The sequence below is a fragment of the Chryseobacterium sediminis genome, assembly GCF_008386505.1.
Lineage (GTDB): Bacteria > Bacteroidota > Bacteroidia > Flavobacteriales > Weeksellaceae > Chryseobacterium > Chryseobacterium sediminis.
In genome coordinates this window covers 597,392-620,364 of the sequence record NZ_VUNZ01000002.1, presented here as the reverse complement: position 1 = coordinate 620,364, position 22,973 = coordinate 597,392, and the positions used below count along the sequence as shown (strand labels likewise).

Annotated in this window: 21 protein-coding genes; 2 read left to right on the top strand and 19 right to left on the bottom strand. The window is 35.7% G+C overall.

All coding sequences use genetic code 11. The features are described from left to right. Positions 1 to 35: 35 nt before the first annotated feature. The 8 genes from FW780_RS14965 to FW780_RS14930 form a co-directional block, all read right to left on the bottom strand. Positions 36 to 1,418 carry a tetratricopeptide repeat protein gene (locus tag FW780_RS14965; RefSeq protein WP_149834298.1) on the bottom strand — a complete coding sequence of 461 codons (1,383 nt, stop codon included), beginning with the start codon at positions 1,416 to 1,418 and terminating at the stop codon, positions 36 to 38. A 207-nt stretch (positions 1,419 to 1,625) separates the two neighbouring features. Next, positions 1,626 to 2,597 carry a quinone oxidoreductase family protein gene (locus FW780_RS14960; RefSeq protein ID WP_149834297.1) on the bottom strand — a complete coding sequence of 324 codons (972 nt, stop codon included), beginning with the start codon at positions 2,595 to 2,597 and terminating at the stop codon, positions 1,626 to 1,628. A gap of 328 nt (positions 2,598 to 2,925) precedes the next feature. Continuing rightward, the gene (locus tag FW780_RS14955; RefSeq protein ID WP_149834296.1) at positions 2,926 to 3,507 is read right to left on the bottom strand and encodes a Crp/Fnr family transcriptional regulator; all 582 of its coding nucleotides are present in this window, start codon (positions 3,505 to 3,507) and stop codon (positions 2,926 to 2,928) included. Between the two features lie 48 nt (positions 3,508 to 3,555). After that, on the bottom strand, positions 3,556 to 4,938 hold the full coding sequence (glmM, locus tag FW780_RS14950) for a phosphoglucosamine mutase (protein WP_149834295.1): 1,383 nt from the start codon (positions 4,936 to 4,938) through the stop codon (positions 3,556 to 3,558). 68 nt (positions 4,939 to 5,006) lie between these two features. Continuing rightward, complete coding sequence (locus FW780_RS14945) at positions 5,007 to 6,023, bottom strand: DUF4421 family protein (protein WP_149834294.1); 1,017 nt, start codon at positions 6,021 to 6,023, stop codon at positions 5,007 to 5,009. Between the two features lie 217 nt (positions 6,024 to 6,240). Beyond that, the gene (gene feoB, locus FW780_RS14940) at positions 6,241 to 8,274 is read right to left on the bottom strand and encodes a ferrous iron transport protein B (RefSeq protein ID WP_149834293.1); all 2,034 of its coding nucleotides are present in this window, start codon (positions 8,272 to 8,274) and stop codon (positions 6,241 to 6,243) included. Then, positions 8,274 to 8,528: a FeoA family protein gene (locus FW780_RS14935; RefSeq protein ID WP_047421995.1), complete on the bottom strand. Its 255-nt coding sequence runs from the start codon at positions 8,526 to 8,528 to the stop codon at positions 8,274 to 8,276. The genes feoB and FW780_RS14935 overlap by 1 nt, the downstream gene beginning before the upstream one ends. 133 nt (positions 8,529 to 8,661) lie before the next feature. After that, complete coding sequence (locus tag FW780_RS14930; protein WP_149834292.1) at positions 8,662 to 9,561, bottom strand: GLPGLI family protein; 900 nt, start codon at positions 9,559 to 9,561, stop codon at positions 8,662 to 8,664. A 183-nt stretch (positions 9,562 to 9,744) separates the two neighbouring features. Here FW780_RS14930 and FW780_RS14925 point away from each other — a divergent pair, with 183 nt between their 5' ends. Next, a complete protein-coding gene (locus FW780_RS14925; protein ID WP_149834291.1) occupies positions 9,745 to 10,242 on the top strand; it encodes a DinB family protein in 498 nt (165 codons plus the stop codon). Between the two features lie 52 nt (positions 10,243 to 10,294). Here the strand turns inward: FW780_RS14925 and FW780_RS14920 are convergent, their stop codons facing one another. Further along, positions 10,295 to 12,997: a Plug and carboxypeptidase regulatory-like domain-containing protein gene (locus FW780_RS14920; protein WP_149834290.1), complete on the bottom strand. Its 2,703-nt coding sequence runs from the start codon at positions 12,995 to 12,997 to the stop codon at positions 10,295 to 10,297. 562 nt (positions 12,998 to 13,559) lie between these two features. Here FW780_RS14920 and FW780_RS14915 point away from each other — a divergent pair. Further along, positions 13,560 to 14,441, top strand: a complete 882-nt coding sequence (locus FW780_RS14915; protein WP_149834289.1) for a cupin-like domain-containing protein — start codon at positions 13,560 to 13,562, stop codon at positions 14,439 to 14,441. A gap of 59 nt (positions 14,442 to 14,500) precedes the next feature. On the opposite strand, the gene FW780_RS14910 is transcribed toward FW780_RS14915, so the two are convergent. The 10 genes from FW780_RS14910 to FW780_RS14860 form a co-directional block, all read right to left on the bottom strand. Further along, on the bottom strand, positions 14,501 to 15,289 hold the full coding sequence (locus FW780_RS14910) for a T9SS-dependent choice-of-anchor J family protein (protein WP_149834288.1): 789 nt from the start codon (positions 15,287 to 15,289) through the stop codon (positions 14,501 to 14,503). Positions 15,290 to 15,388: 99 nt separating this feature from the next. Then, a complete protein-coding gene (locus FW780_RS14905; RefSeq protein ID WP_149834287.1) occupies positions 15,389 to 17,113 on the bottom strand; it encodes a M14 family metallopeptidase in 1,725 nt (574 codons plus the stop codon). Positions 17,114 to 17,275: 162 nt separating this feature from the next. Then, positions 17,276 to 18,004, bottom strand: coding sequence for a metallophosphoesterase (locus tag FW780_RS14900; protein ID WP_149834286.1), 729 nt, complete (start codon positions 18,002 to 18,004; stop codon positions 17,276 to 17,278). Between the two features lies 1 nt (position 18,005). Beyond that, positions 18,006 to 18,548 (bottom strand): RNA 2'-phosphotransferase, encoded by a 543-nt coding sequence (locus FW780_RS14895; protein ID WP_149834285.1) that lies wholly within the window; start codon positions 18,546 to 18,548, stop codon positions 18,006 to 18,008. Between the two features lie 10 nt (positions 18,549 to 18,558). After that, positions 18,559 to 19,500 carry an ADP-ribosylglycohydrolase family protein gene (locus FW780_RS14890; RefSeq protein ID WP_149834284.1) on the bottom strand — a complete coding sequence of 314 codons (942 nt, stop codon included), beginning with the start codon at positions 19,498 to 19,500 and terminating at the stop codon, positions 18,559 to 18,561. Continuing rightward, positions 19,500 to 20,186, bottom strand: a complete 687-nt coding sequence (locus FW780_RS14885; protein WP_149834283.1) for an SIR2 family NAD-dependent protein deacylase — start codon at positions 20,184 to 20,186, stop codon at positions 19,500 to 19,502. The genes FW780_RS14890 and FW780_RS14885 overlap by 1 nt, the downstream gene beginning before the upstream one ends. A gap of 4 nt (positions 20,187 to 20,190) precedes the next feature. Next, positions 20,191 to 20,697, bottom strand: coding sequence for an O-acetyl-ADP-ribose deacetylase (locus FW780_RS14880; protein ID WP_149834282.1), 507 nt, complete (start codon positions 20,695 to 20,697; stop codon positions 20,191 to 20,193). Next, on the bottom strand, positions 20,697 to 21,929 hold the full coding sequence (locus FW780_RS14875; protein WP_241676918.1) for a TIGR02452 family protein: 1,233 nt from the start codon (positions 21,927 to 21,929) through the stop codon (positions 20,697 to 20,699). Before FW780_RS14875 ends, FW780_RS14880 begins: the two co-directional genes overlap by 1 nt. Before the next feature lie 79 nt (positions 21,930 to 22,008). After that, positions 22,009 to 22,332, bottom strand: a complete 324-nt coding sequence (locus FW780_RS22585; protein ID WP_174774455.1) for a hypothetical protein — start codon at positions 22,330 to 22,332, stop codon at positions 22,009 to 22,011. Between the two features lie 74 nt (positions 22,333 to 22,406). Next, a complete protein-coding gene (locus FW780_RS14860; protein ID WP_149834281.1) occupies positions 22,407 to 22,955 on the bottom strand; it encodes a 2OG-Fe(II) oxygenase in 549 nt (182 codons plus the stop codon). Positions 22,956 to 22,973 lie beyond the last annotated feature (18 nt).

The following is a 22,973-nucleotide window of genomic DNA, read 5'->3' as shown; positions in this document are numbered from 1 at the left end:
TTTCTGCAGGTTTTTCTATTATTTTTTAGATTAATCTAGTTCTTTTTCTTCACTTTAGTAGCCTTAACCTTTTTCACTTCATCTTTAATGAAAGGATATTTTTTCTGCATATCCTTAACTAAAGACGGATCAAGGTCTAATGCTTTCTGAAGTGATTCTGTTCCTTTATCCTGATCTTTCAGATTGAAAAAACAATTGCTCAACTGATAAAACAGTTCTGCTCTGTGATGCTTTTTTATGGCACTATTCAAAACAGTTACCGCATCTTCGTACTCTCCTACCAACATTAAAACTTCTGAGTAGGCATACCAGTTGTAGAACCTTGTAGGCTCAGCATCCACCAGCTTTTTAAGACAAGAAAGGCTTTCTTCAAACTTCCCTGAATCGATGAAAAGAAACGCTAATCTTTTTTGGTAATCAAGATTGTTTTCATTCAGCTGGGTAGCTTCTTTAGCATAATGCAAGGCTTCAGACATTCCTCCCATTTCTTCGTAAAGGTAGGACTGTTCCATCATGGCAAGATAAAACTGAGGGTCTTCTCTCAATGATTTCTGGAATGCATTTAAAGCTAAAATAGGCTGTTTCAATGCCTTATTGCATAATCCGATCTTATAAAAAGTAAATGCTTTCGTATATTCCAGTTCCAGCATCTCTTCATATGTATCAATCGCTTTCTGATATTGTCCCATCGCTTCATAACAGGCCGATTTATTAGCGTATACTCCTACAGAGTTTGAATTGATTGCCAATAAATAATCGTAGCCTCTTATGGCTTCATCATAATTTTTTCTGTTGAAATAGAATTGTCCGTATTCAAACCAAGCGGTTTCAGAATAAGGGAATTCGTCTAAATATTCATTAAGAAAGGCAATAGCCTCCTCGCTCTTATTCAGGTCACTGAAGCACACCATACAGTTTTCCAGCGAATATTCGTCCGTTGGATCTTCTTTTAGTGCTTTTCTGTAATGTTTAAGGGCGTTAAAAGGATCTCCAAGATTCACATATTCATCCGCAATAAAGTTGTGGAGAAAGTTTTCTTCTTCCTCTAATGTCAAAGCTTTTTTACAAATTTCAATGGATTTTCTGGGATTTCCTAAGCTCGAATAATATTTGGCGTAACAAACCAAAAAGTCTGTGTTCTCCATAGAAGCACCTTTCAGCTCGTTGATGAGTTCCTTCGCCATATTATAGTCTTCCCACTCCAAAAGGATTTCAAGTCTTTTGATCTTGATATCCAATGAATTGGGATGAAGCTTTAGTCCATAATTAACCGCCATATCAGCGTAATTAAAATCACCAAGCTCCAAATAATAAACAATAATGTCTTCCAACTCTTCTGTATCAAAGTAGAATTCGTCATTGTTTTCCATCATTTCCTCGAACTTTTTTACAAGTTCATTTCCAAAATACTCTTCCAATAGTGTCCTCTTTGTCGGCCTGATGTCTGAATTTGCTTACAAACCTCGGCAAACGTTTAGTTAATAATACATCTGAAACTGATATTCAAATATTTATGCAAAGTTGCAACTTTTTTTTGAATTTTCCAGTTCATAAATTTCTATTATAAAAATAGTAAAAAAAGAAAACCGATAAAAGGATTGTGGATAAAAAAATGGAAATTGGGGTTAAATTCTTATGACCAGACGTTTTCCGCTTTGTATCTCAGCATTCCATACGGCTTCGATATTTTTAATATCAACCTCTTCTGTTTCCATTTTAATTTTTCCTTCTACGGCCGCCTGATACATTTCCGGAATAATTTCTGAAAACAGGAGTGCAGATTCTTCCTTGGTCCAGCTCCCTAATCCGGATCCTGAAATATGAATATCAGTTCCTCTGAGAATCTGTGAAGACAGCTGAATGGTATCTCCGCTCATTCCTCCTATTGTTACCAGTTTTGTTTTATGGGAAAAAGATCCGTCTCCTTTGAATGCTGACAATATCATTTCTACAGAATGTCCCCAGATATAATCCAAAACAACATCTATAGGCGTTTGCTGATGAATTTCTTTTATTTTTTGTTTAAAGTCATCATCTGTGGATTGAAGGGAAATTACCTCATCGGCTCCCAGCTCACGCAAAGATTGTAATGATTCTTCATTTCTTCCGGTAACAATGATCTTTCGGGCTCCATATAATTTAGCTATCTGAACAGCTATTCTTCCTGTAATTCCTGTCGCTCCATTGATGAGTACTGTATTTCCAGGCTGCAACCCTGCTTTGAATTTTAAAGCCATTGCTGATCCCATGACCGCATTAGGTAGTGCTGCTGCTATAGAAAAATCAAGTTCTTCGGGAATCGGGACGGTCATTTTTTTATCGGCCACAGCTTTCTCAGCTACAGTCCCTTTCTTGCTGAAAAAATAGACTTTATTTCCGTTTTCAAGGTATCCTACTCCGTCAGAACCGATAATTTTAGGCTGATGAATTTCATTTTCTGTAGAATAATGGCTTCCGCCTGCCCGCGCTCTGTCAAGGTTTTTAATAGATGCTGCTTTTACAGATACTAAAATTTCATTTTCCTGTAGTGTTTCCGGTTCGGGAAAATCTGCGTATTGAGGGATACTTCCTTTTTCAAATACTACTGCTGCTTTCATTCTTTTAATTTTTATACAAAATTATCGAGGATGAGTGCTGTTGAGCGATAACATTTGTTATCAATTGGGAAAGGAAGCCGGAGGAAGGGAGGCTGGAAGTTTATAAAACTCGAAATAGAATTGAAACGCAGAGAGCGCTAGGTGATATACTATTATGCATTATTTGGGCGCAAGGGCACTTCGTTTAGCAAAGAACAGTTATAATCGCTAAGTGAAACGCCTTTGCGAACATTTTCAACAATACATATTATTCTTTGCGAACATTGCGTTTAAGATGAGTCAGAATTTATGCCGTTTCTTTTTAAACTTCTTGCTTCCATCTTTCAGCCTATTCCAGCCTCTCCTTTAATATTTTGCTTTTGATTCTACTGAGATGTACCGTTGTAACACCCAGATAAGAAGCAATATAATGCTGGGGAACTCTTTTAATAATCTCCGGTTTGGTTTTTGCAAGATTGATGTACCGTTGCTGGGGTGTATCTTTAATGAAGGAAAAGAAATGTTTCATATAATCAAATACCCTTTCAAAAAGAGCATCCATAAAGAGATTTCTAAGTTCGGGATTTTCGTAAACTTCTTCCAGGAAAGCCTCTACATCCGGTTTATTAATTTTATATAAAACACATGGTTCTATGGTCTCAAATGACACCATACTTGGCAAGCCTTTTTTGAAACTTTCAAGAGAAGAAAACATTGTATTTTCAAGAAAAAACTGGAATGTTACGTCTTTTCCGTCATTATTATACCAAGCTCTCACCATGCCTTTTTCAATATAATAAGCATTGTAGGAAACCTCATCTTCTTTTAAAAGCAAAGTTTTGGCAGGAACTTCCATACGCTCAAAGCTGCCTAAAAATTTTCTCCATTTTTCTTTAGGGAATGGAAATTTGTTTTTGATATGTTCAAACATGCCTGATATAAAAAAAGAACGGACTCATGGTCCGTTCTTAGTCTATTTTTAGATTAAACTTTTAATTTTAGCAATGATATCATCACCTAACTGATCAGCCTCTTCTTGAGAATGAGCTTCTGTATAAATTCTGATAATCGGCTCTGTGTTAGATTTTCTAAGGTGAACCCAATTATTTTCAAAGTCTATTTTAACGCCGTCTACGGTAGAAACATCTTCATTCTTATATTCCTGCTCCATTTTGCTTAAGATAGCATCTACATCAATCTCCGGAGTAAGTTCTATTTTCTTTTTACCCATGAAGTAACTTGGATATCCTGCTCTTAGTTCAGAAACCGTTTTGTTTTCTTTGGCCAAATGCGTTAAGAATAAGGCTACTCCTACTAAAGAGTCTCTTCCGTAGTGTAAATCAGGATAGATAATTCCTCCGTTTCCTTCCCCTCCAATCACTGCATTTTTCTCCTTCATCAAAGTAACAACGTTTACTTCTCCTACAGCACTGGCAAAGTATTCTGAGTCATGCGAACGGGCTACATCTCTCAAAGCACGGCTGGAAGAAAGGTTAGAAATAGCAGCTCCTTTTTTATGCTTCAATAAGTAATCAGCAACAGCAACCAATGTATATTCTTCGCCAAACATTTCACCTTTTTCATCAATAAGCGCTAATCTGTCTACATCCGGATCTACTACAACTCCTACGTCTGCATTTTCTTTTTTCATCAATTCGCAGATGTCTCCCAAATGTTCTTTTAACGGTTCAGGATTGTGTGGGAAATGTCCTGTGGGTTCGCAGTATAATTTGATGGTTTCACAACCTAATTTGTCCAAAAGCATAGGAATAGCAATACCTCCTGTAGAATTTACCGCATCCAGCGCTACTTTAAAGTTTTTAGCTTTGATTGCTTCTACATCTACCATTGGTAAATCAAGGATCTGCTGAATATGGATATCAAAAGCATCATCTCTTGTTTCATATTTTCCAAGGTCATCCACTTCCGCATAGTTGAAGTCTTCATTCTCTGCTAAAGCCAGTACTTCAGCTCCGTTTTCTCCAGTAATGAATTCTCCTTTTTCGTTCAATAATTTAAGTGCATTCCACTGTTTTGGATTGTGGGAAGCGGTAAGGATGATTCCTCCGTCTGCATTCAGTTCAGGAACCATTATTTCAACTGTTGGCGTTGTAGAAAGACCAAGGTCTATTACATTAATTCCCAATCCCTGCAATGTAGCTGTTACCAAAGAAGAAACCATCTGACCAGAAATTCTGGCATCTCTTCCGATGACAAGGGTAAGATCTTTTTTATTTTTATTATTCTGAAGCCAGGTTCCGAATGCGGAAGCGAACTTTACTACATCCAGCGGTGTTAAGTTATCATTTACTTTACCGCCAATGGTTCCGCGAATTCCGGAAATAGATTTTATTAATGACATGATGTTTTTACTTTTATTTTGTTCTTTCTAAATTTTCCAACGCAAAGATACTTAAAAGACCTTTCAACTTATAGAATGGGAATCTTTTTTTGGATTTTATCATAGGTCTTTTTTACAACTTTCGGTGGTGCAAAACGATACCCTATGTATAACAAGCCATACAGGTTATTATTTTCTATGGTCTGATTGTTTTTCTGATCGTAGCCATAGGTATTAAAATTCATTTTACCTCCAAATAAAAACCGGTCTGTATTATACCCGATATGAAGCCCTCCCTGCATTCTGATAGTTGCATATTGGGCAGTTTCTTTTACACCACCATAATCAGGATCTCTGTAACTGGAGAATTTCCCTCCGATACCCACAGCCAGATAAGGTGAGATATTGACATTCTTACCAATGACCCAATTATAGAAATATCCGATATTCCCCCCGATATTATATTGTGTATCTTTGCTTTTTATACCATCAATTTTATTTCTGAAAATAGTAAGGTCATAGTCAAGAAATGGCACCCAGCTTCCGCTGCTTTTATACTGCCATTCTCCCTGCGTGTAGATACTTCTTGCTGAAAAGTTTTTATTGAGAATATAGGATGTAGATCCGCCAAAGGTCTGTACCCTTAAATCAGGAAACCGAATATAAGGATCTCTTCCTTCCTGCCATCCGGGGGATAAGTCTTTCATATTTTCAACATAAAATCCGCTTACATTTTTATAATAAACATTCTGGATAAATCTTCCGGGAAAAAGCCTGAAACTAAAATCGGTATAAGAACTCTCCCCTTTCATTTCATCATCATTATTTCCTGCTAAAAATCTGGGTGCAAATGATATTGTTGCACTTATAATTCTATAATCGACTGAAAAGGATGTTTTGATTTTATTATTGATTGACAGGTCCATCTCGAACGCATCTTTACCTTCTCCTGATGAAAAAACATAGTTCTCGATATTGGTATCAAGATTCACACGGATCATTACCTGGTCTGCATAGGACTTGGTATTTGCGGTATCGGATTGTGCTTTCCCCTTAACGGCAAACAAAGAAAATAGTAAGAGTAATCCTGTTTTTAAGAAATTCAAATTAATAATTTACATTAGAAAAATGAATTTACTACATTTTTTTCAATTATCTCATGAACCTAATATTAAGAACAGCCACAGTCTTTATCACAGTTCGTTCTTTTGGAGCTGAATTTTTTAGGGGCAAAATTCTTTTTAAGTACTTTAAATAAAGAGTAGCAGGCAAATCCTACAATTAATAGGATAAGTACGTATTGAAAAATTAATGATGAGTCCATTACTTTAAAATCTGATATACTATCATCGACACAAAATATGCCAAACCTGTCATCATGACCACCTGAAAGCCGGTCCATTTCCAGCTTTTGGTTTCTCTGTAGACTACTGCAAGTGTAGAAACACACTGCATTGCAAATGCATAGAAAAGAAGAACCGAGATACCGGTTGCAAAGCTGAAGACTTTTTCTCCGTTTGGTTTTACATCTCTTCTCATTTTATCAATTACTTTCACTTCCGGAGCATCATCCTCCAAACTGTAAAGTGTAGACATTGTTCCTACAAACACTTCTCTTGCTACGAAACTGGTAAGAATTCCAACTCCCATTTTCCAGTCGTAACCCAAAGGAGCAATTACAGGTTCTATTCCTTTACCCATTTTGGCAAGGTAAGAATGGTCAAGATGAACGTCTGTAGCTACCAGTTCATTTGTTTTCTGACTTGGTCCGAAATAGCTCAGAAACCAGATGATAACACTTACAATGAAAATAATTTTTCCGGCTCCTGTAATGAAGTCCCATACTTTCCCTAAAACCATTTTAAAGTCATAACCGAAAAGTGGTTTTTTATAGGCAGGAAGGTCCATTACCAGATATGTTTTTCCTTTACTTTTTATAAATCTTTTAAGAATTGCTGCTGAGAATAAAGCAACTAAGAAACCAAGAAGATACATCCCCATCAGAACCAGCGCTTTATATTTTATTCCTAAAAATGTTCCTTCTGAGATGATCAGACCGATAATAATACTGTACACCGGAAGTCTTGCAGAGCATGTCATAAATGGTGTTACCAATATCGTCAGCAATCTTTCTTTCACATTCTCAATGTTTCTGGTGGAAATTACTGCAGGAATAGCACAGGCCGTTCCTGATACAAGTGGAACAATACTTTTTCCGTTAAGCCCGAAAGGACGAAGTAATCTGTCCATCAGAAATACAACTCTTGCCATATATCCTGAGTCTTCCAGCAGATAAAGGAAATACAGCAGGATTCCGATCTGTGGCGCAAAAACGACAATTCCTCCAATTCCCGGAACGATTCCGTTTGAAATAAGTGAATTAACAGGTCCTTCGGGAAGGTGTTCGTTTGTAAATGCAGCCAGCCATGAGAAAGTTTCTTCGATCCAGTTCATTGGATATTCCGCAAGGAAGAAAACACTTTGGAAAATAATCAGTAAGATCAGTAAAAAGACTACATAACCCCAAAATTTATGTACTAAAACTTTATCCAGTTTTTCAGTTAATAATTCTTTGAATTGAGTTTTTTTAGAAATTACATCTTCCAATATTTTGTCTACATTCTGATATCTTCTTACAGTTTCCTGAACCTGTAATCTTTTTGGAACCAGGCTTTTCGTATCTGTCTCATTCAGCTGTTCCATTACAGAACTTATTCTGCCGAGATCTGTTCCCAGTGAAAGGCTCATCCAGGCTTTATATTCATTATCGAAACCTTTGTGTGCTGCCAGTTTCTGAATAAAATCTCTATGTTCGTTCGGTGTTTCAAAAGAAACCTTATCTGTTTTTACAAATTCATTGTTGTAAACGGCTTCTCTTATTTCCTCAATCCCGATTTGCTCCTTAGCATTGGTCTGAATAATTTTAATGCCTAATGCTTCGGAAAATTTTTGAATATCAATGGTAATTCCTCTTCTTTCTGCCTGATCAATCTGATTAACAATCAAAATCATTGGAATTCCAAGGTCCTGAATCTGTTGAAACAGAAGCAACCCTCTTTTTAAACTTAATGCTTCAAGAATATAAACAACACCTGCATAGTTTTTCTGCTCGTCGATAAGATATTTGGAAAAAATAGCTTCATCTTCTGAACTCGGGTATACGCTGTAAGAACCTGGAAGATCAATAACCTCAACATCCTGGTTTTTATAGGTATAGTTCCCCGAATGGCTAGCAACGGTAACGCCGGCATAGTTCCCGGTCTTCTGCTTTTTGTTGCAAAGCGTATTAAAAACCGTTGACTTTCCTACATTAGGATTTCCGACTAAAAGTATCTGTTTTTTCTTGTTTTCCTGCATTAATTCAATTCTTCAACAATGATGTAATCTCCTTCTTCCTCACGAAGAGCAATCCGGCTTTTTTCTGCTCCAAATTCTACATACATGGGCCCATTGAACGGAGCCTGATACAAAATCCTGAAAGCGGTCTCCGGAAGAAGCCCCATTTCAATGATTTTATTGGGCATTTTAAGATGGTCATTATCATACCCCAATATCTTCCCCATTTTGTTTTTAGGGAATCCACTTAATTTATGTAATCCTTTCTCTTTCAAAGCCTAATTTTTAGTCCTGCAAATATACGCTATTTAAATTTAATCTAAATAACGTTTGGGGATAAAAGAAATCAACCCAAACACATTGCTGTATCCGGGTTGATTCAAAATATAATTTAGTTGATATGAATGCTTATTTTTTCTTCTTGTCAGAAGCTTGTTCTTTTTCTATTGGATTGTCATTGGATCCAAAGAAATCTTTCACCTGCTTTTCCAGTCTCTTCATAAAGTCTCCTACCGTTCCGTCTGTTCCAGGCATTGGTCTGCTCATATTCTCTGCAGTCATGTATGGACGGGATTCAGCGAAAGGATCTGCTTTGTAACCTTCATAAGATTTAAGAAATTTCTCTTTACTGGTAGGCGTTACCGTATTACTCATCATTCCCATCTTAGCATTGATCTTATCAGCATAAGACAACTCGTCGTAGTTTTCTATTTTTTTATTTCCGCTTAGCTGCCATGAGTAATTTTTATCGGCATCTTCAATTTTTACAATAAGACCAGGAAGTCCTTTAAATTTATATGGCCCGTCCTGAAAAGGAATATCTGAGCTGAACCACGCAGTCCATTTTCTTCCTCCAAATTCTGTGGTAGCCTTCTGAGCGTTATATTCTCCCACTTTTTGTTTTTCAGGTAAAATATTCCATTGTAATTTCGGATCATCTTCGTATGAGAACAGATTTCTGCTGATTCTATCTACATACTGCACTTTCATATCCGGATAGTTTTTGATGATTTTATAGGAAAATTTCGGCCATTTAATCAGCTTGGTCATGTCCTTAAAAGATTTAGTTTTCTCCATTTCTTCTATCTGTATTTTAATGATAGAATCCTGAGCCGGCATTGTATAATCCTGATAGATTGATTTCTTAGGTGTAATATCAAGAATGGTTATTATTTTATCCATTCTGGCCGAATCTTTCTTCGGTTTAAAAGTCAGTTCATAAAAGAACCGGTTTGCGGTTTCCTTTGATTCCTGCGCTCCTGCAAAAGCAAAAAGAGCAAAAAGAAATATGGAGAATAACTTTTTCATTGTAGCAAGTTTTATATAATTAGTACTGATCGTTGTGATTTTGTTACAGTTTTTTTCAAATTTTATTTTTCGGTAAAAAATAGTCATCCGTTTCAAATCTTTGCTAATTAAAAAATTATGATTCTCTTAAAACAGTTTCATTTTTAAAACACTTACCTTTAAGTTTCTAAAAAACAAAATATTATGGATACCTTATCTCAATTAAAATCCGAACTGGAGGGAGAATTCCAAACGACAAAAAAGTTTATTGAATTGTTTCCCGAAGGAAAAAATGATTTCGCTCCCCATGAAAAAAGTATGAAAATGATGCCTCTTGCCACCCATCTTGTAGAAGTTTTTGAATGGCCAAACACGATTTTAAATACTTCTGAGTTGGATTTTGGAAAAGGAGACTACAAACCTACCGTTCTTTCTACAAGAGAAGACCTTATGAAAAAGCTGGAAGAAGATTATCAGGCCGGTAAGAATGCATTAGAAAACAGTACAGAAGAAGATCTGAATCCCAGCTGGACGATTAAAAATGACGGCCATGAACTGGCAAGCTGGAGCAAATACGGAGCAATCCGACATGCATTAAACCAGATCACGCATCACAGGGCTCAACTGGGTGTATATTACAGACTGAACAACATTCCTTTGCCGGGAAGCTATGGGCCTTCGGCAGACCAGCAAAGCTTTTAATACATTATAATATCTCAATAAAAAACCAATCCTCTCGGATTGGTTTTTCTTATTATTTAAAGTTGAATTTTACTGTTAACATAACCTGGCTTGGGCGGAGCTGATATCTTGTATATGTAATATTCGTAGTATTAATATCATACGTTTCAAAAACTTTTTTGTTCGCAATATTCATCCATTTCAATTCAAAATCAATTTTCTTTTTAGTCCAGGTAAACTGATATGATACATCGTAAAATCCATTATGATATTTTTGACCTGCTGCATTTGTATTTACCTGATCCCAATTGAATCCAACAGTATGACTTTCCATAGGATAGAAGAAAACTCCTAAATTATGGGTAAACCCTGTTCTGGTAGCATTAGAATTTAGTTCCCCTACACTTGTTTGTTTTGTTCTGGTAAGACTTGCATTATAATCAACGCTCATCCAACTGAAATAGGTATTATTGAATTTAAGACCAAATGACTGCCCATTATTTTTATTTGTATAGGATTTATCATTCAAAAATGCATCAGATTCTGTCGTATTGTTACTATAGCTAAGGGATGCATTAGTTTTAAACTTTGGAAAATATTTTCCAACTTCTACGCTATATCCATTATTTAACACATGATTGTCCTGTTCTTTATATTTCATTATGGTATATCCAGCTCCATTGATTTCAGGATTTGAAATTAAGTTTCTCTTTGCATCAGAATATCTGTAATTAACATTGAAAAACAGATTGTTCAATGGATTTCTATATTCTATTCTTGTTCCAGCAGATTTATTGTTATTCTGAGGAATTGGATTGTTAACATCCATTGCTCTAATTCCCTCAGGAGACGTCATTAAGAACCCTGAATATGCTGTGTTTATTTCACCAAAATTATTATTAATATTAGCATTTACTGACGCTTTCCAGAATGAGGCAAATGAATATTGTGCAAAAATATTAGGCTCAAATGTTACTTTATTTACCGATTTTGAAACTAGCCTTAATGGATCTTCAGCTTTAATATTATTTGAATTCACTGGAAAATTGGCATATATCATCCATGATTCATTTTTATAATTTACTCCTAGGCTTCCGTATGGCGTGGCTGTGGTATATGTTAAATCATTACTATATGCCTCTGGTTTAGGATCAGGAGTATTAGGATTGGTAGATGGAATTGCTTTAACATTTGACAAGTCTGACATCATCCCTGTACTTTTAAAATTAAATCCAACTTCAGGAGTAAACGTCCATCCTTTAGCAGAAAAACCAATATTGGCAGAATGATTAGCTTCAAAAGTTTTAAGTCTTAAACTCTGTGTAGCAAATTCTGTATTAGCTACCGGTTCAAATCCAGGAATATCCAGATAAGATGACGGAGAAACCTCCAGAGTCTGCCTGTCTGTTTGGTAGCTTACATAAGATAAAAGATTTACCATTTTTTCTTTCCAAGGAATAATTGTACTTAGTGAGTTCTGGAATGATGTTGTTGGAGATTCAACTCCTTCATTCGCATTTCTCTGTATTCCACTTTTCAGATCTGTTCTGTCAACAATTCCTCTGTCTGCATTCCAATATTGGGAGAAACTTGTAGTGTTTTTAAAGAATCCTTTTTTTGCATTCTTTGTAAATATCAATTCTCCTTTTGCTTTATCTGTATAAAAATTATTCAGAATTTTTATACTATTTGAAGACCCTCCAAAATAATCCTTTTGACTATAGGATTCTCTTTCTACAGCATTATTGGTATAGTTTGCATTGGCTTTAAGCTCCCATTCTTTCTTCTTATCAATATTGGTAAGATAGTTCGCTGATAAATAATGAACATTATTCATCAGGTATCTTTTCACAGGAAGATTAGGGGTATCTGCATTTTCCACGTTCAGCCAGTCATTTTGTGAAGCATTGATTCTTTTTCCTTCAAATCTATTTCCAAATGCCAGAATATTCCCTTCATTTTCCACCTGCTCACCCATGTTATTGGTTTTATAATTGACTACCCACTGGCTTTTTTGTCCAAAGAACATTGGGGTCAGTTTTACGTTCCAAAGCCACGGATCTCCGAAACCGGTTCCTACCTCTCCTCTACCTGTCATGGTTACGGAGTTTTTAAGCTTGATATTAATGGCTGCCTGGTCTGAAGGGACTTTATCCTGCAGAATTTTTACCGGCTGGTGATTTTCTAATACTTCTACTTTCTGCACTGCATCTTTTGGAAGGGAATTGTTAATTGTTCCATAGCCTCCTTCCATCAGATCTTTCCCGTTGACATAGAATTTATTAATGGCATTTCCCTGATATAGAATTGTTCCGTCATTGTTTACTTCAATTCCCGGAATTTTTTTCATAACATCAGCTAGCGTTCTATCGTTTTTGTTATTGAAAGCTTTAAGATCATAAGAAATGGTATCGCCTCTGGCTGTAATCATTTTTGTTTTCAGCTGAACTTCTTTAATTTCTGTAGCTTCAGACTGCATTTTGAAATTCAAAGTCTGGTCACTGTTACTGATTTGCTTTGTGAGGGGTTTCTGATTGAATGCTTTTACCTTTAGATCTACATTGGATTCACCGGAAGTGAAGGTTACTTTGTACTCCCCTTTAGAATTGGTAATTCCATAAGCCAAAATAGCATCTTTACCTGGTTCCTCTACGGTAACACTGGCACTTGGTATTGCTACGCCGTCATCATCGGTAATCTTTCCTGACACTGTCTTCTGCGCAAAAGTAAGCACAGTAAAGAAAAGCATCAGAAATAAAGAAATATTTTTTTTCATACCTATTATTTGATCAATTAGTTAATCATTGTAGTTTTTTGTTACACTTTTATAAAGATGGCTTTTATTATTAAAAGTTAAATTCTTTATCACTACAAACATAGTTATAATTTTGTTTTTTACAAGTCTTAAAAAACTAATTATAATTTCTTTCAAATTATTAACTATAATTAACAAATTAACTCATAATTTTTCCGTGTTTTAACAGAAACATTATAGATGAAATAGATCAAAATTTATTTTTATTTACCGAATAATCTCTTTTTTAAAATCGCCAATTTTACGATTTGCTAAAAAAATCAAGATATTAAATAAATATTTCATATTAATCAATGCTAAAACCGTCCTTCAAACTTTGGTGCATTTTAGATCTTTTACGTAATATAAAGTCATTTTGGTTCTATTTTTACAACAAAAACGGAGATTTAATCAAATACTTAAAAAAATAATATTTTTAACTATTCCAAATAGTAAAATCTGATTTGAATCATAGATTAAAAAAAAATTAAAGAGGAGGATCGTTAACATTTATTTAATAATTTTGTCATATAAATTTACTAAAATGGGAATTATTTTAAAGCCTATAGATATTGTAGATGACATTTCCAAGGAGGAATTCTACGAAAAATATCTGAAGCCAAGAAGGCCCGTTGTCATCAAAAATATGGCAAAAAAGTGGCCTGCTTACCAAAAATGGACGATGGAATACATGAAGGAGGTTGTAGGAGATGTAGAGGTTCCTTTATATGACAGCTCAAAGGCAGATCCTTCTGCTCCCATCAATTCTTCTGCTGCAAAAATGAAATTTGGAGATTATATAGATCTCATTCAGCGAGAACCTACCGATCTCAGAATATTCCTTTTTGACCCTATAAAATATGCCCCCAATCTTTTGGAAGACTATATTTCGCCCAAAGAACTCATGGGAGGGTTTCTTGATAAATATCCTAATATGTTTTTCGGTGGAAAAGGATCTGAAACGTTTCTTCATTTTGATATTGATATGGCGCATATTTTCCATACTCACTTCAATGGAAGAAAACATATTCTTCTTTTCGATTATAAATGGAGAGAAAGACTTTATCAGATCCCATATGCAACCTATGCATTAGAGGATTATGATATCGAAAATCCAGACTTCACAAAGTTCCCGGCACTGGATGGTGTAGAAGGGATTGAATGTTATCTGGAACATGGTGATACTTTATTCATGCCTACAGGATGGTGGCACTGGATGAAATATCTGGACGGAAGTTTCTCTATTTCTTTAAGAGCATGGGACAAATCATGGGCAGTAAAGGCACATTCGTTATGGAATCTTACTGTACAGCGTAAATTTGACGATGTTATGAAAGCTCAGTTTAAAAATAAATACATGGACTGGAAGGAAAAGCTTGCCATTGAACGGGCAGAAATTGCTTTAAAAAGAGGTTTACCAAGATAAATAAAAAGACAAAAAGACGTTTCAATTGAAACGTCTTTTTTAATTATGTTATTGGAATACTATTTCTTAATAATTTTATAGCCTTTTTCAGTCTCTTTATCTTTGACCTTTACTATATAATTTCCTGCAGCCAATTCGCTTACATTTACTGTTCCGCTTTCTGAGTTCATCATTTCTTTTTTCACCAGCTTTCCATTAAAATCATAGATATTGATTTCAGATATCTTCGTTTTATTTTTGATGTATAAGTTGTCTTTTACCGGATTTGGATACATGGATGCCCGGTTATTCTCCGCTTTTACATCAGAAACCGATAGATTGTTTGCTGAAATCTGGAAATCATCTATCCCAATAAACCAGATATCATCGGTCGTGGAATGGAAGGCAATATAGATGGTTTGCCCTACATAAGGGGTCAGATTATAAGTATACTGATTCCATGAAGTAGGTGGTTTTACTGCAGCCGCGAGCGTATTGGTAAGTCCTGCGACGGTGGGAGTTGTTGTTGATATTTTTATATCCACCGTCTCAGCAAGCCCGGCCCCTCTGTTTCTCGCCCAGAAAGTAAGCTTATCTGATACTCCTGCAGTCACCACTATAGCTGGACTAATGACATAATCATCATGAGCAGTACTTCCGTATTCCAATCCCAAGAAATGCGTTCCTGAATGAGGAGCATTGAATGAAGAATCATAGGAATCCCATGTTTCCCAGGTTCCCGGATCTCCTCCATTAATTACCGTCCAATCGGCAGGCATTGTTGCCGAATCAAAACTTTGAGAATATTGTGCCTGCAAACCTATTGGTATAAAGCACAGCAATGTTACGAATTGATAAATTTGTTTCATAGTGTTTGTTTTTCATACTAATTTAATAAAAAATAAACAAATTGATTAACAAATCACCATAAAAAAAACAAAAACAATCCAAATTTTTATGAAAAATATCTACAACACCCTATAAACAGGATATTGTCTGAAAGTCTTTTCTTCAAAGTAAGGGGAATGTCTGTAAATCCAATCCAATTGTGCTTCTCCACTTTCGGAAAGTTTTTTGTCAGATAATTTTGCTTTTTCAAAGGCTTCTTTCAGCTTTTTATCTTTTTTCAGCAGTTCAGCAGCAGTATCTTCAAAAATATAGGCGGAATAGTATTCTTTCTGGGCTAAAATCCCATCGAAGAAATTCCAGTTAAAAAAAGAGTCTAATGCTTCAGGCTCAAGGGTTTCTATGATATATTTTACACCAGACTGATTGGTAGAAACCACATAATCTCCGGCCGAAAACGTCATATTCTTACGGGAAGAATCTACAGTAGTTTCAAAATGCAGATAATGCCCTTCATATGGGTTTTTAACCGTTTTAAAATCTTTAATTTTATAGGACTCAATGGCAAAAGTACTGTCTTTCTTAATTGGTCCCATCTCAATATTATTCCTTCTCAGTTCTTCAATAACACGGTATTGCGATTGTGGAATCACATAATATTTCGGAATGGTAATATATCCTGTTGGAACAGCAGTAGTAAAGAGCTTTATATTTTTTGTAAAAGGCTTGTTTCTGTCATAATACAATCTTGGCTTTCCTGAAACTTCACTGGGTTTGTATTTTCCTTCGTAGCCTTTAAAATCCATGGTAGAAAATTTCGTAGAATCTATTTTCCAACGGATACCGTATTGTTTTCCGGCCTGATATTGTTTTAAATTTTCAATGCGGAGCTTCTTTATAGTATGATAATCTTTATCCAAATTCTGCAGATTGACCAACATATATTTGTATGTAGCATCTACTCTTTTGTCATAAGGTTTCAGCATATGGGTTTCAGGAACAGTTCCTAAAGAATTGAATAATGAAGTATATCCTGTAGAGTACCTCGGGGAATCTTCAAATGAAGCAAATCCTACTTCGGGAACATCTCCGTGGATATTCACGTAAGGGGTACTTTCATAGCCCAGTTTTTTCATATCCTCAAGATTTTTAGCCTGATAATCGTCATAGAAATAAGTTCCCAAAGTATTTCCAAGGCGTTCTTTAAAAGTAGAAATATAGGTAAAAGTATATTGATAATCCGCTCCGTTACTGACATGGTTATCAATAAAAACATCCGGTTTTAACCATTGGTAGATTTCCTGAAAACTTCTTGCGTTTTTGGAATCTGCTTTAATAAAGTCTCTGTTCAGGTCATAATTTCTTGCATTTCCTCTGAAACCGTATTGCTCCGGACCATTCTGATTGGCTCTGGAATAGGAACCTCTATTCAGCATTCCACTGATATTATAGGCAGAAATAGCAGCAATGATAAAATTCTGTGGAGTTTTGATCTTTTTGGTTGCAAGATCTCTCATCAGCATCATAGTAGCATCTATTCCATCCGGCTCTCCCGGGTGAATCCCATTGTTGACGAAGAGAATGGCCTTATCTTTTCTTAATTTTTCAAGGTCCTTTTCCGGAAAAGGATTGTAAACGACAACATAAATTGGTTTTCCGTTATCATCTTCACCTTTTTTAAGATACTGAATGGTATTGAAATTTTTAGCCAGATCCTGATAGTAGCCATTCATTTCATCATAGGTAACGGTTTGGTTGCCATTTCCTTTTTCAAAGGGAGTCTGAAATGATTTTTGAGAAAAAAATAAGGTAGAACTCAGGGTGAATAAAAGATATTTCAGTTTCATTGAAGTCATATTTTCAGACTTTAAAATTACTCATCTTTTATGAAAGAGAAAATAATGGAAACCGTGAAAAGCAAAATTGTTTTTAAAAGAGAAACCTCACTGTTTTTTTAAAACTATGAGGTTTATTTTGCTTATCAATCATCTAACTTTGTATATACTTCATCAATTTCTCCCTTTTTCATTCGGGTATAAAGAGGGAAGCGGGTCACTTTGCCAGAATTCTTTGGAATCAATATCCATGATTGACAAAGCTCCGGTATAAGCTGCACCGGTATCCATATTCCAGACATTAGCTTTGTTGGCAGGTATTGTAATCCCAATATCAAGTGTGGGAGTATGCCCGATGAATATTTCTTTATACAGAAGCAATCTCTTAGGATACAACTCTGAATTCTTTTCCAATTTTTTATCCATTGCTACAGCAGTTTCCCAGAGAGTTCTGTCCCAACGATAATTGCTGGAATAAACTTCTTTTTCCGGGCCATGCATGGAAGCATATCCTGCATGAATAAACAGTCGGTTCTGAACATCAATATGATAGTTTTTCATCCTTTGAAAGAATTCCAGGTGAATATCCAGATTTTCTTGACGATAATTTACATAGCTTTCTACGGTACTTTTTCCACCATTGAAAAGCCATACGTCAGGACTTTGTCCTAAAGCCAGCCAATCTTCACACCAGGCATCATGATTTCCTTTGATGAATATACATTCCTGCTTTTCTGAAAGATCCAGTAAAAACTGTATAATTTGTGAAGATTCACTCCACCCATCCACATAATCTCCGAGGAAGATTAATTGATCCTCTGATGTGACTTCAGCCCGTTCAAGAACTTGTTGTAAAGCTTTAAATCCTCCGTGAATATCTCCTATTACTAATGTTCTTTTCATTTTACTTAGAAATGTATTTCGCATCTACAAAATCGGTGAGCCAAACCCCGTTTGCCGATTGATAGAAAGATAATCCATCCTGATGCATTGTTCCGGTTCTGATGGTAAGAATCACAGGTTTGCCGTGTCTCATTCCAACCTTTGTAGCGGTCTCTTTATCAGCACTTAAGTGTACATGCTGGCGGGTTCTTTTTTCTATTCCTTTTTCTAAAATAGAGGTAATATTGGCTTCTGCAGTTCCGTGATAAAGAAATTCCGGAGGCTGTTTTGTTTCCAAAGCCAGATCTATATCAATAGAATGTCCCTGACTTGCCCGGATCATGGTTTTATCTTCGTTAAAGGCAAAGCGCTTTTTGTTATTGGTTTCTACTACCTCATCCAGTTCTTCGGGAGTGAAATATATTCTTTTTTTGACTGATTTTCCTCTCAACTCTTCTATATCTGCCCAACCATTCTCATCCAGCGAAAGTCCAATGCTTTCTGGCTGATGACGTAGAATCAGGCTTAAAAATTTACTTATTTTTTTCTTTTCTATTTCGTTCATGGTTTGTGTTTTAATTCATTAATTTTTGGTGTAATTTCTCACATAATGCCTCAATATCATCCTTTCTCACCAGCTCTGCGATCCATTCTTCAGGAATATTTCCGTATCCATAATAGATTCCTGCAATTCCTCCGGTAATGGCTCCTGTAGTATCTGTGTCTTCTCCGAGGTTGACGGCTTTCAAAACTGCTTCTGAGTAGCTGTCTGTGTTTAAAAAGCACCATAAAGACGCCTCAAGGCTGTGAAGGACATATCCACCACTTTTGATTTCATCTTCGGGATATCCGGAAATATTATTTTTTAAAATCCTATTAAAAAGCTCAATTTCTTTTGGGTTAAAACCTTGTTCATCAGCATATTTCAACGCCGATATTTGTGTATAGGTATATGCTTCTGTTTTGTCCTTACCTTTTAATAATTCAATCGCAAAAAGCACATAGATGAAACATGCAAAAACAGAACGGAAATGACCATGAGTTATTGCTGAAACTTCTTTTACTGTAAGATAAAGCTTCTGAATATCATTTTCATTTTCAAGATAAAAAGCAAGGGGAAGAATCCTCATCAAAGAACCATTCCCGTTGTCTTCTTCAAAAATATTTCCTGAAAACCTCGCACTTTCCCCTTTTATTAATCTTGCCAAGGCATGTCTTGTGGTTCCTCCGATATCGAAAAGCCTTCCATGAGCAGTCCAATGCCCATATTTGTTCCATTTTACAAAGCTTTGCCCAATCTTTTCCAGATCATATCCCTTGGTAAGTTCATCAGCAAGACAAAGCGTAAGAGAGCTGTCATCACTCCAGGTTCCTTTGGGCTGATTCCAGGACATATATTCCAGCATTTTTGTTACCGGAAAACGTTTTAAGTCTTCTCTCTTTTTAAACTCTACAGGAACACCAAGAGCATCTCCTATGCAGACGCCCATGATTCCTGCTTTTACTTTGTTTTCCATCAGGCAAGATTGACCAGTTTATCAAACAAAAGTTTCATTCCCTGAGTTGCAGTTTCTTTCATTACGACTGCTCTCTGTCCGTATCCAAATCCCGTTTCATTAGGATTGATAACGATTAAAAGACAATCATCTTTGATATCATGAATCAGTCCTGCTGCCGGATATACCTGCAAAGAAGTCCCAATTACCAGTAAAATATCTGATTCTTTTACGATTTCTCTTGCCGTTTGATACAAGGGAACATCTTCTCCGAACCAAACGATAAAAGGTCTTAATTGCGCTCCATCTTCAGCTTTGTCACCGATATTAATATCTTCTTTTTGGTCATAAATCAGGTTTTTATTGTTGCATGAGCATGATTTGAACAATTCTCCGTGAATATGAAGAATATTGGTAGATCCTGCTCTTTCGTGAAGATCATCAATATTCTGGGTAATGATCTGAACATCGAAATGTTTCTCCAGTTCGGCCAATAAGTGATGTGCTTCGTTGGGTTCTACTTCATGCAGCTGACGTCTTCTCTGGTTGTAAAATTCCAGCACCAAAGCTCTGTCTTTTCTCCATCCTTCCGGACTTGCCACATCCGTTACATTATGATTTTCCCAAAGACCGTCTCCGTCTCTGAAGGTTTTTATTCCGCTTTCGGCACTAATTCCTGCGCCGCTTAATATGGTTAGTTTTTTCATTGGTTTAATCTAATAGTTTTTTGTAAATCATTTCATTTTCATCATCAAAGCAAACAAAAATAACTTTCTCAATGATATCTGACTTAAATTTTCTGACCTCATCCACAGCTATTTTCCCTGCCAGTTCTTTTGGAAATCTGTATACTCCTGTACTGATATTGGGAAAAGCAATCGTCTTTACCCCAAGGCTTTCTGCTAATTTCAACGAATTATGATAACAGTCTGCCAGAAGTTTTGATTCTTTTTCTGCATGACCATTCCAAACCGGACCAACCGTATGAATAACATACTTTGCAGAAAGATTTCCCGCAGTCGTTACAACAGCTTCTCCGGTATTACATTTACCTTGTCTGTTTCTGATTGCTCTACATTCTTCTAATATTTCCGGACCTCCTGCCCTGTGAATGGCTCCGTCTACCCCGCTTCCACCAAGTAAGGAAGAATTGGCTGCATTGACAATTACATCAGCGTGGATTTTTGTGATATCTCCTTTTATTACTTCAATTTTCATTATTGGATTTCTTCAAATGGCTTCAACATTTCTTCTTTCTTGGAAAGCACTGCAAAAACCACTCTTTTAAATTTATTCTTATATTTTCCCTGAAGATGTTTTTTAAACAATCCTGCAATTTTTTTAGGCTCGTTTCTGAACACTCCACAACCCCATGCGCCTAAAATTAAAACTTCATTTCCTTCGTGTAAAGCCAGCGAAAGCATTTTATCCATTCTGACATCCATGGCAGGGAGAATTTCACTTTCTCTTTCCGGTTCCTGATGTTTTACGACCCCTGCATTAACCGCCGGAGAAGTGATGAAATTACACAGAACGGGTTTAGGCAATAATTCTCCTTTATCCTTCCTAAAAACCGGAACTTTTGGGCTATAAATCATAGTATCTGTGTAAAAACAGGACTCCATCGCTCGGTGAACTGTGTAATAATCCCATGCCTGAAGCAGACTTTCATACAATCCGGAAGTTCTTGCCAGACTTTCTTCCTGTGCTTCCGCTCCATTGATAAATCCACCTCCGGGATTTTTTGCTGATGCAAAATTCAGACACATCAGTTTTTCCTGATTTTCTTCTTTGGCTAATTGTAAAATTGCTTTTAAAGAACTGCATTTCCATGTTTCAAATTGAGTTTCAAAACCTGTGTCTAGCATTGGGGATTCTTTCATTTCAGAAAGTTGTTCCGGAGTGAAAAGAACGGTTTCTTTTTTACTGATTTCCAGCTCGTTTTCAATATTTATTTTTTCGTTGTGTTCGTTAATATAATATTTTTTGGCAAGGATATCTAAGGTATCTTTTGCCATTCCTTTATTTGTCATAGTTAGTTTTTTAATGTTTAACATCAGGTCTTCCAATCCAGTATTTTCGGCTTTCTTAAAATCATATCCTATAAATACTTTAGTTACCTTGATATCACCTACAATTGCCTTATTAAAGCTGTTCAGTTCTTCGGAAGGAACCCATAATTCATTGTGATTCCTGGCTCCAACATTCTGTGCAGGATATTGATTTGCTACTTTTTCTGATACATCAAACTGAGTTACAAAACCAAGATAATTTCCGGCTTCGTCTCTTGTATTCCATTTTTCAGCAATTTCAGAAGCATATTCTTCATTAAGAACAGGATAAAAAATAGGTTGCCATTCCAATCTTGGAGGAAATTTTTTAAATCCGCTTTCTATAATTAATATCATTTCTTTTTCTCCTACTGGTCTGTATAATGTTATTGTTTTCATGGTCATTATTTTTCAATCATTAAATCATTCTTCTATTCTGTCATTAACTATAAAATTAATGCTTTTATCCTTCTGTTTCTTACCTCTTTAGAAATTTAAAAATCTGCTTAAATTCTTTTGAATATGGAGAGTAAGATCCATAAACCGCATCAAATTCCACATCAAGATTTTCTACTTTAAATTTCTCATCAAGCTGATCCAAACTGGTAATAACAAGATTCTTTTTAGTTGGAAATACATATGCTGCATCCAGTTTCAAGGCATAATTCAACAGGTTATCTTCCACTCTGTGTCTGTAAATCAATTCGGAATATGCTCCGACGATCTTGGCGCGGTCTTCTCTGATCTGATCATTATTTCTTTGCAATGATTCGATAAATCTTAGTTTTAATTCATCTTCCATGATCAATGTTTTATTTGTGTTAATATTACACTAATTAAGCAAGACATAGCAATGCTTCTCTTTTTTAAGAATGATTATTCCCTAGAATACATAATATCAGTTCTTAAAACAAACTTTTGCCCACTAGTCAATGTCTTTCCTTCATGTCTCAGAGGGTGATAAAAAATCAATGCTGTTCCTTTTTTCGGAGCTACAGTAAACAGGTTTTCAAATTCTGTTTCTCCTCCTTCAAAATCATCATTCAGATAGATCATAAAGGTGTAAAAACTTTTCTCTCTTTCATTTCTGATATAACTTCCGTCTCTGTGCATTTTAAATTGCTGTCCAGGTGAATATTTATAAACTCTGAACATTTCATTAAAGTTAAGAAGCTGATATCCATCTTGTTCCTGAGGTAAAAATTCGGATGCTTTTTTAAACAAATCTTCAGCCATTGTTTCATCAAAGATCATCAGTCGGTCATTATTCCTGATTCCTTTATTCATCTGCTGACGTCCAAATACATTGATCTTTGCCTCTTCAAAAACTTTTTCCTGTGAAAGACTGATATAATGATCACATTCTGTTTCGGTCAGAAAATCTTCAATCAGAAATATCTGTGGGTGTAATTCTATTTTTTCCATAGTTCCTATTTTGTGTTG

Coding starts and splice junctions, on each gene's coding strand:
- feoB (WP_149834293.1), bottom strand. CDS start 8,274: ATGCAGGAAAACAAGAAAAAACAGATACTTTTAGTCGGAAATCCTAAT.
- FW780_RS14910 (WP_149834288.1), bottom strand. CDS start 15,289: ATGAAACAAATTTATCAATTCGTAACATTGCTGTGCTTTATACCAATA.
- FW780_RS14895 (WP_149834285.1), bottom strand. CDS start 18,548: ATGAACGAAATAGAAAAGAAAAAAATAAGTAAATTTTTAAGCCTGATT.
- FW780_RS14955 (WP_149834296.1), bottom strand. CDS start 3,507: ATGTTTGAACATATCAAAAACAAATTTCCATTCCCTAAAGAAAAATGG.
- FW780_RS14890 (WP_149834284.1), bottom strand. CDS start 19,500: ATGGAAAACAAAGTAAAAGCAGGAATCATGGGCGTCTGCATAGGAGAT.
- FW780_RS14860 (WP_149834281.1), bottom strand. CDS start 22,955: ATGGAAAAAATAGAATTACACCCACAGATATTTCTGATTGAAGATTTT.
- FW780_RS14875 (WP_241676918.1), bottom strand. CDS start 21,929: ATGAAAACAATAACATTATACAGACCAGTAGGAGAAAAAGAAATGATA.
- glmM (WP_149834295.1), bottom strand. CDS start 4,938: ATGTCATTAATAAAATCTATTTCCGGAATTCGCGGAACCATTGGCGGT.
- FW780_RS14960 (WP_149834297.1), bottom strand. CDS start 2,597: ATGAAAGCAGCAGTAGTATTTGAAAAAGGAAGTATCCCTCAATACGCA.
- FW780_RS14880 (WP_149834282.1), bottom strand. CDS start 20,697: ATGAAAATTGAAGTAATAAAAGGAGATATCACAAAAATCCACGCTGAT.
- FW780_RS14920 (WP_149834290.1), bottom strand. CDS start 12,997: ATGAAAAAAAATATTTCTTTATTTCTGATGCTTTTCTTTACTGTGCTT.
- FW780_RS14915 (WP_149834289.1), top strand. CDS start 13,560: ATGGGAATTATTTTAAAGCCTATAGATATTGTAGATGACATTTCCAAG.
- FW780_RS14930 (WP_149834292.1), bottom strand. CDS start 9,561: ATGAAAAAGTTATTCTCCATATTTCTTTTTGCTCTTTTTGCTTTTGCA.
- FW780_RS14900 (WP_149834286.1), bottom strand. CDS start 18,004: ATGAAAAGAACATTAGTAATAGGAGATATTCACGGAGGATTTAAAGCT.
- FW780_RS14885 (WP_149834283.1), bottom strand. CDS start 20,186: ATGAAAAAACTAACCATATTAAGCGGCGCAGGAATTAGTGCCGAAAGC.
- FW780_RS14905 (WP_149834287.1), bottom strand. CDS start 17,113: ATGAAACTGAAATATCTTTTATTCACCCTGAGTTCTACCTTATTTTTT.
- FW780_RS22585 (WP_174774455.1), bottom strand. CDS start 22,332: ATGGAAGATGAATTAAAACTAAGATTTATCGAATCATTGCAAAGAAAT.
- FW780_RS14925 (WP_149834291.1), top strand. CDS start 9,745: ATGGATACCTTATCTCAATTAAAATCCGAACTGGAGGGAGAATTCCAA.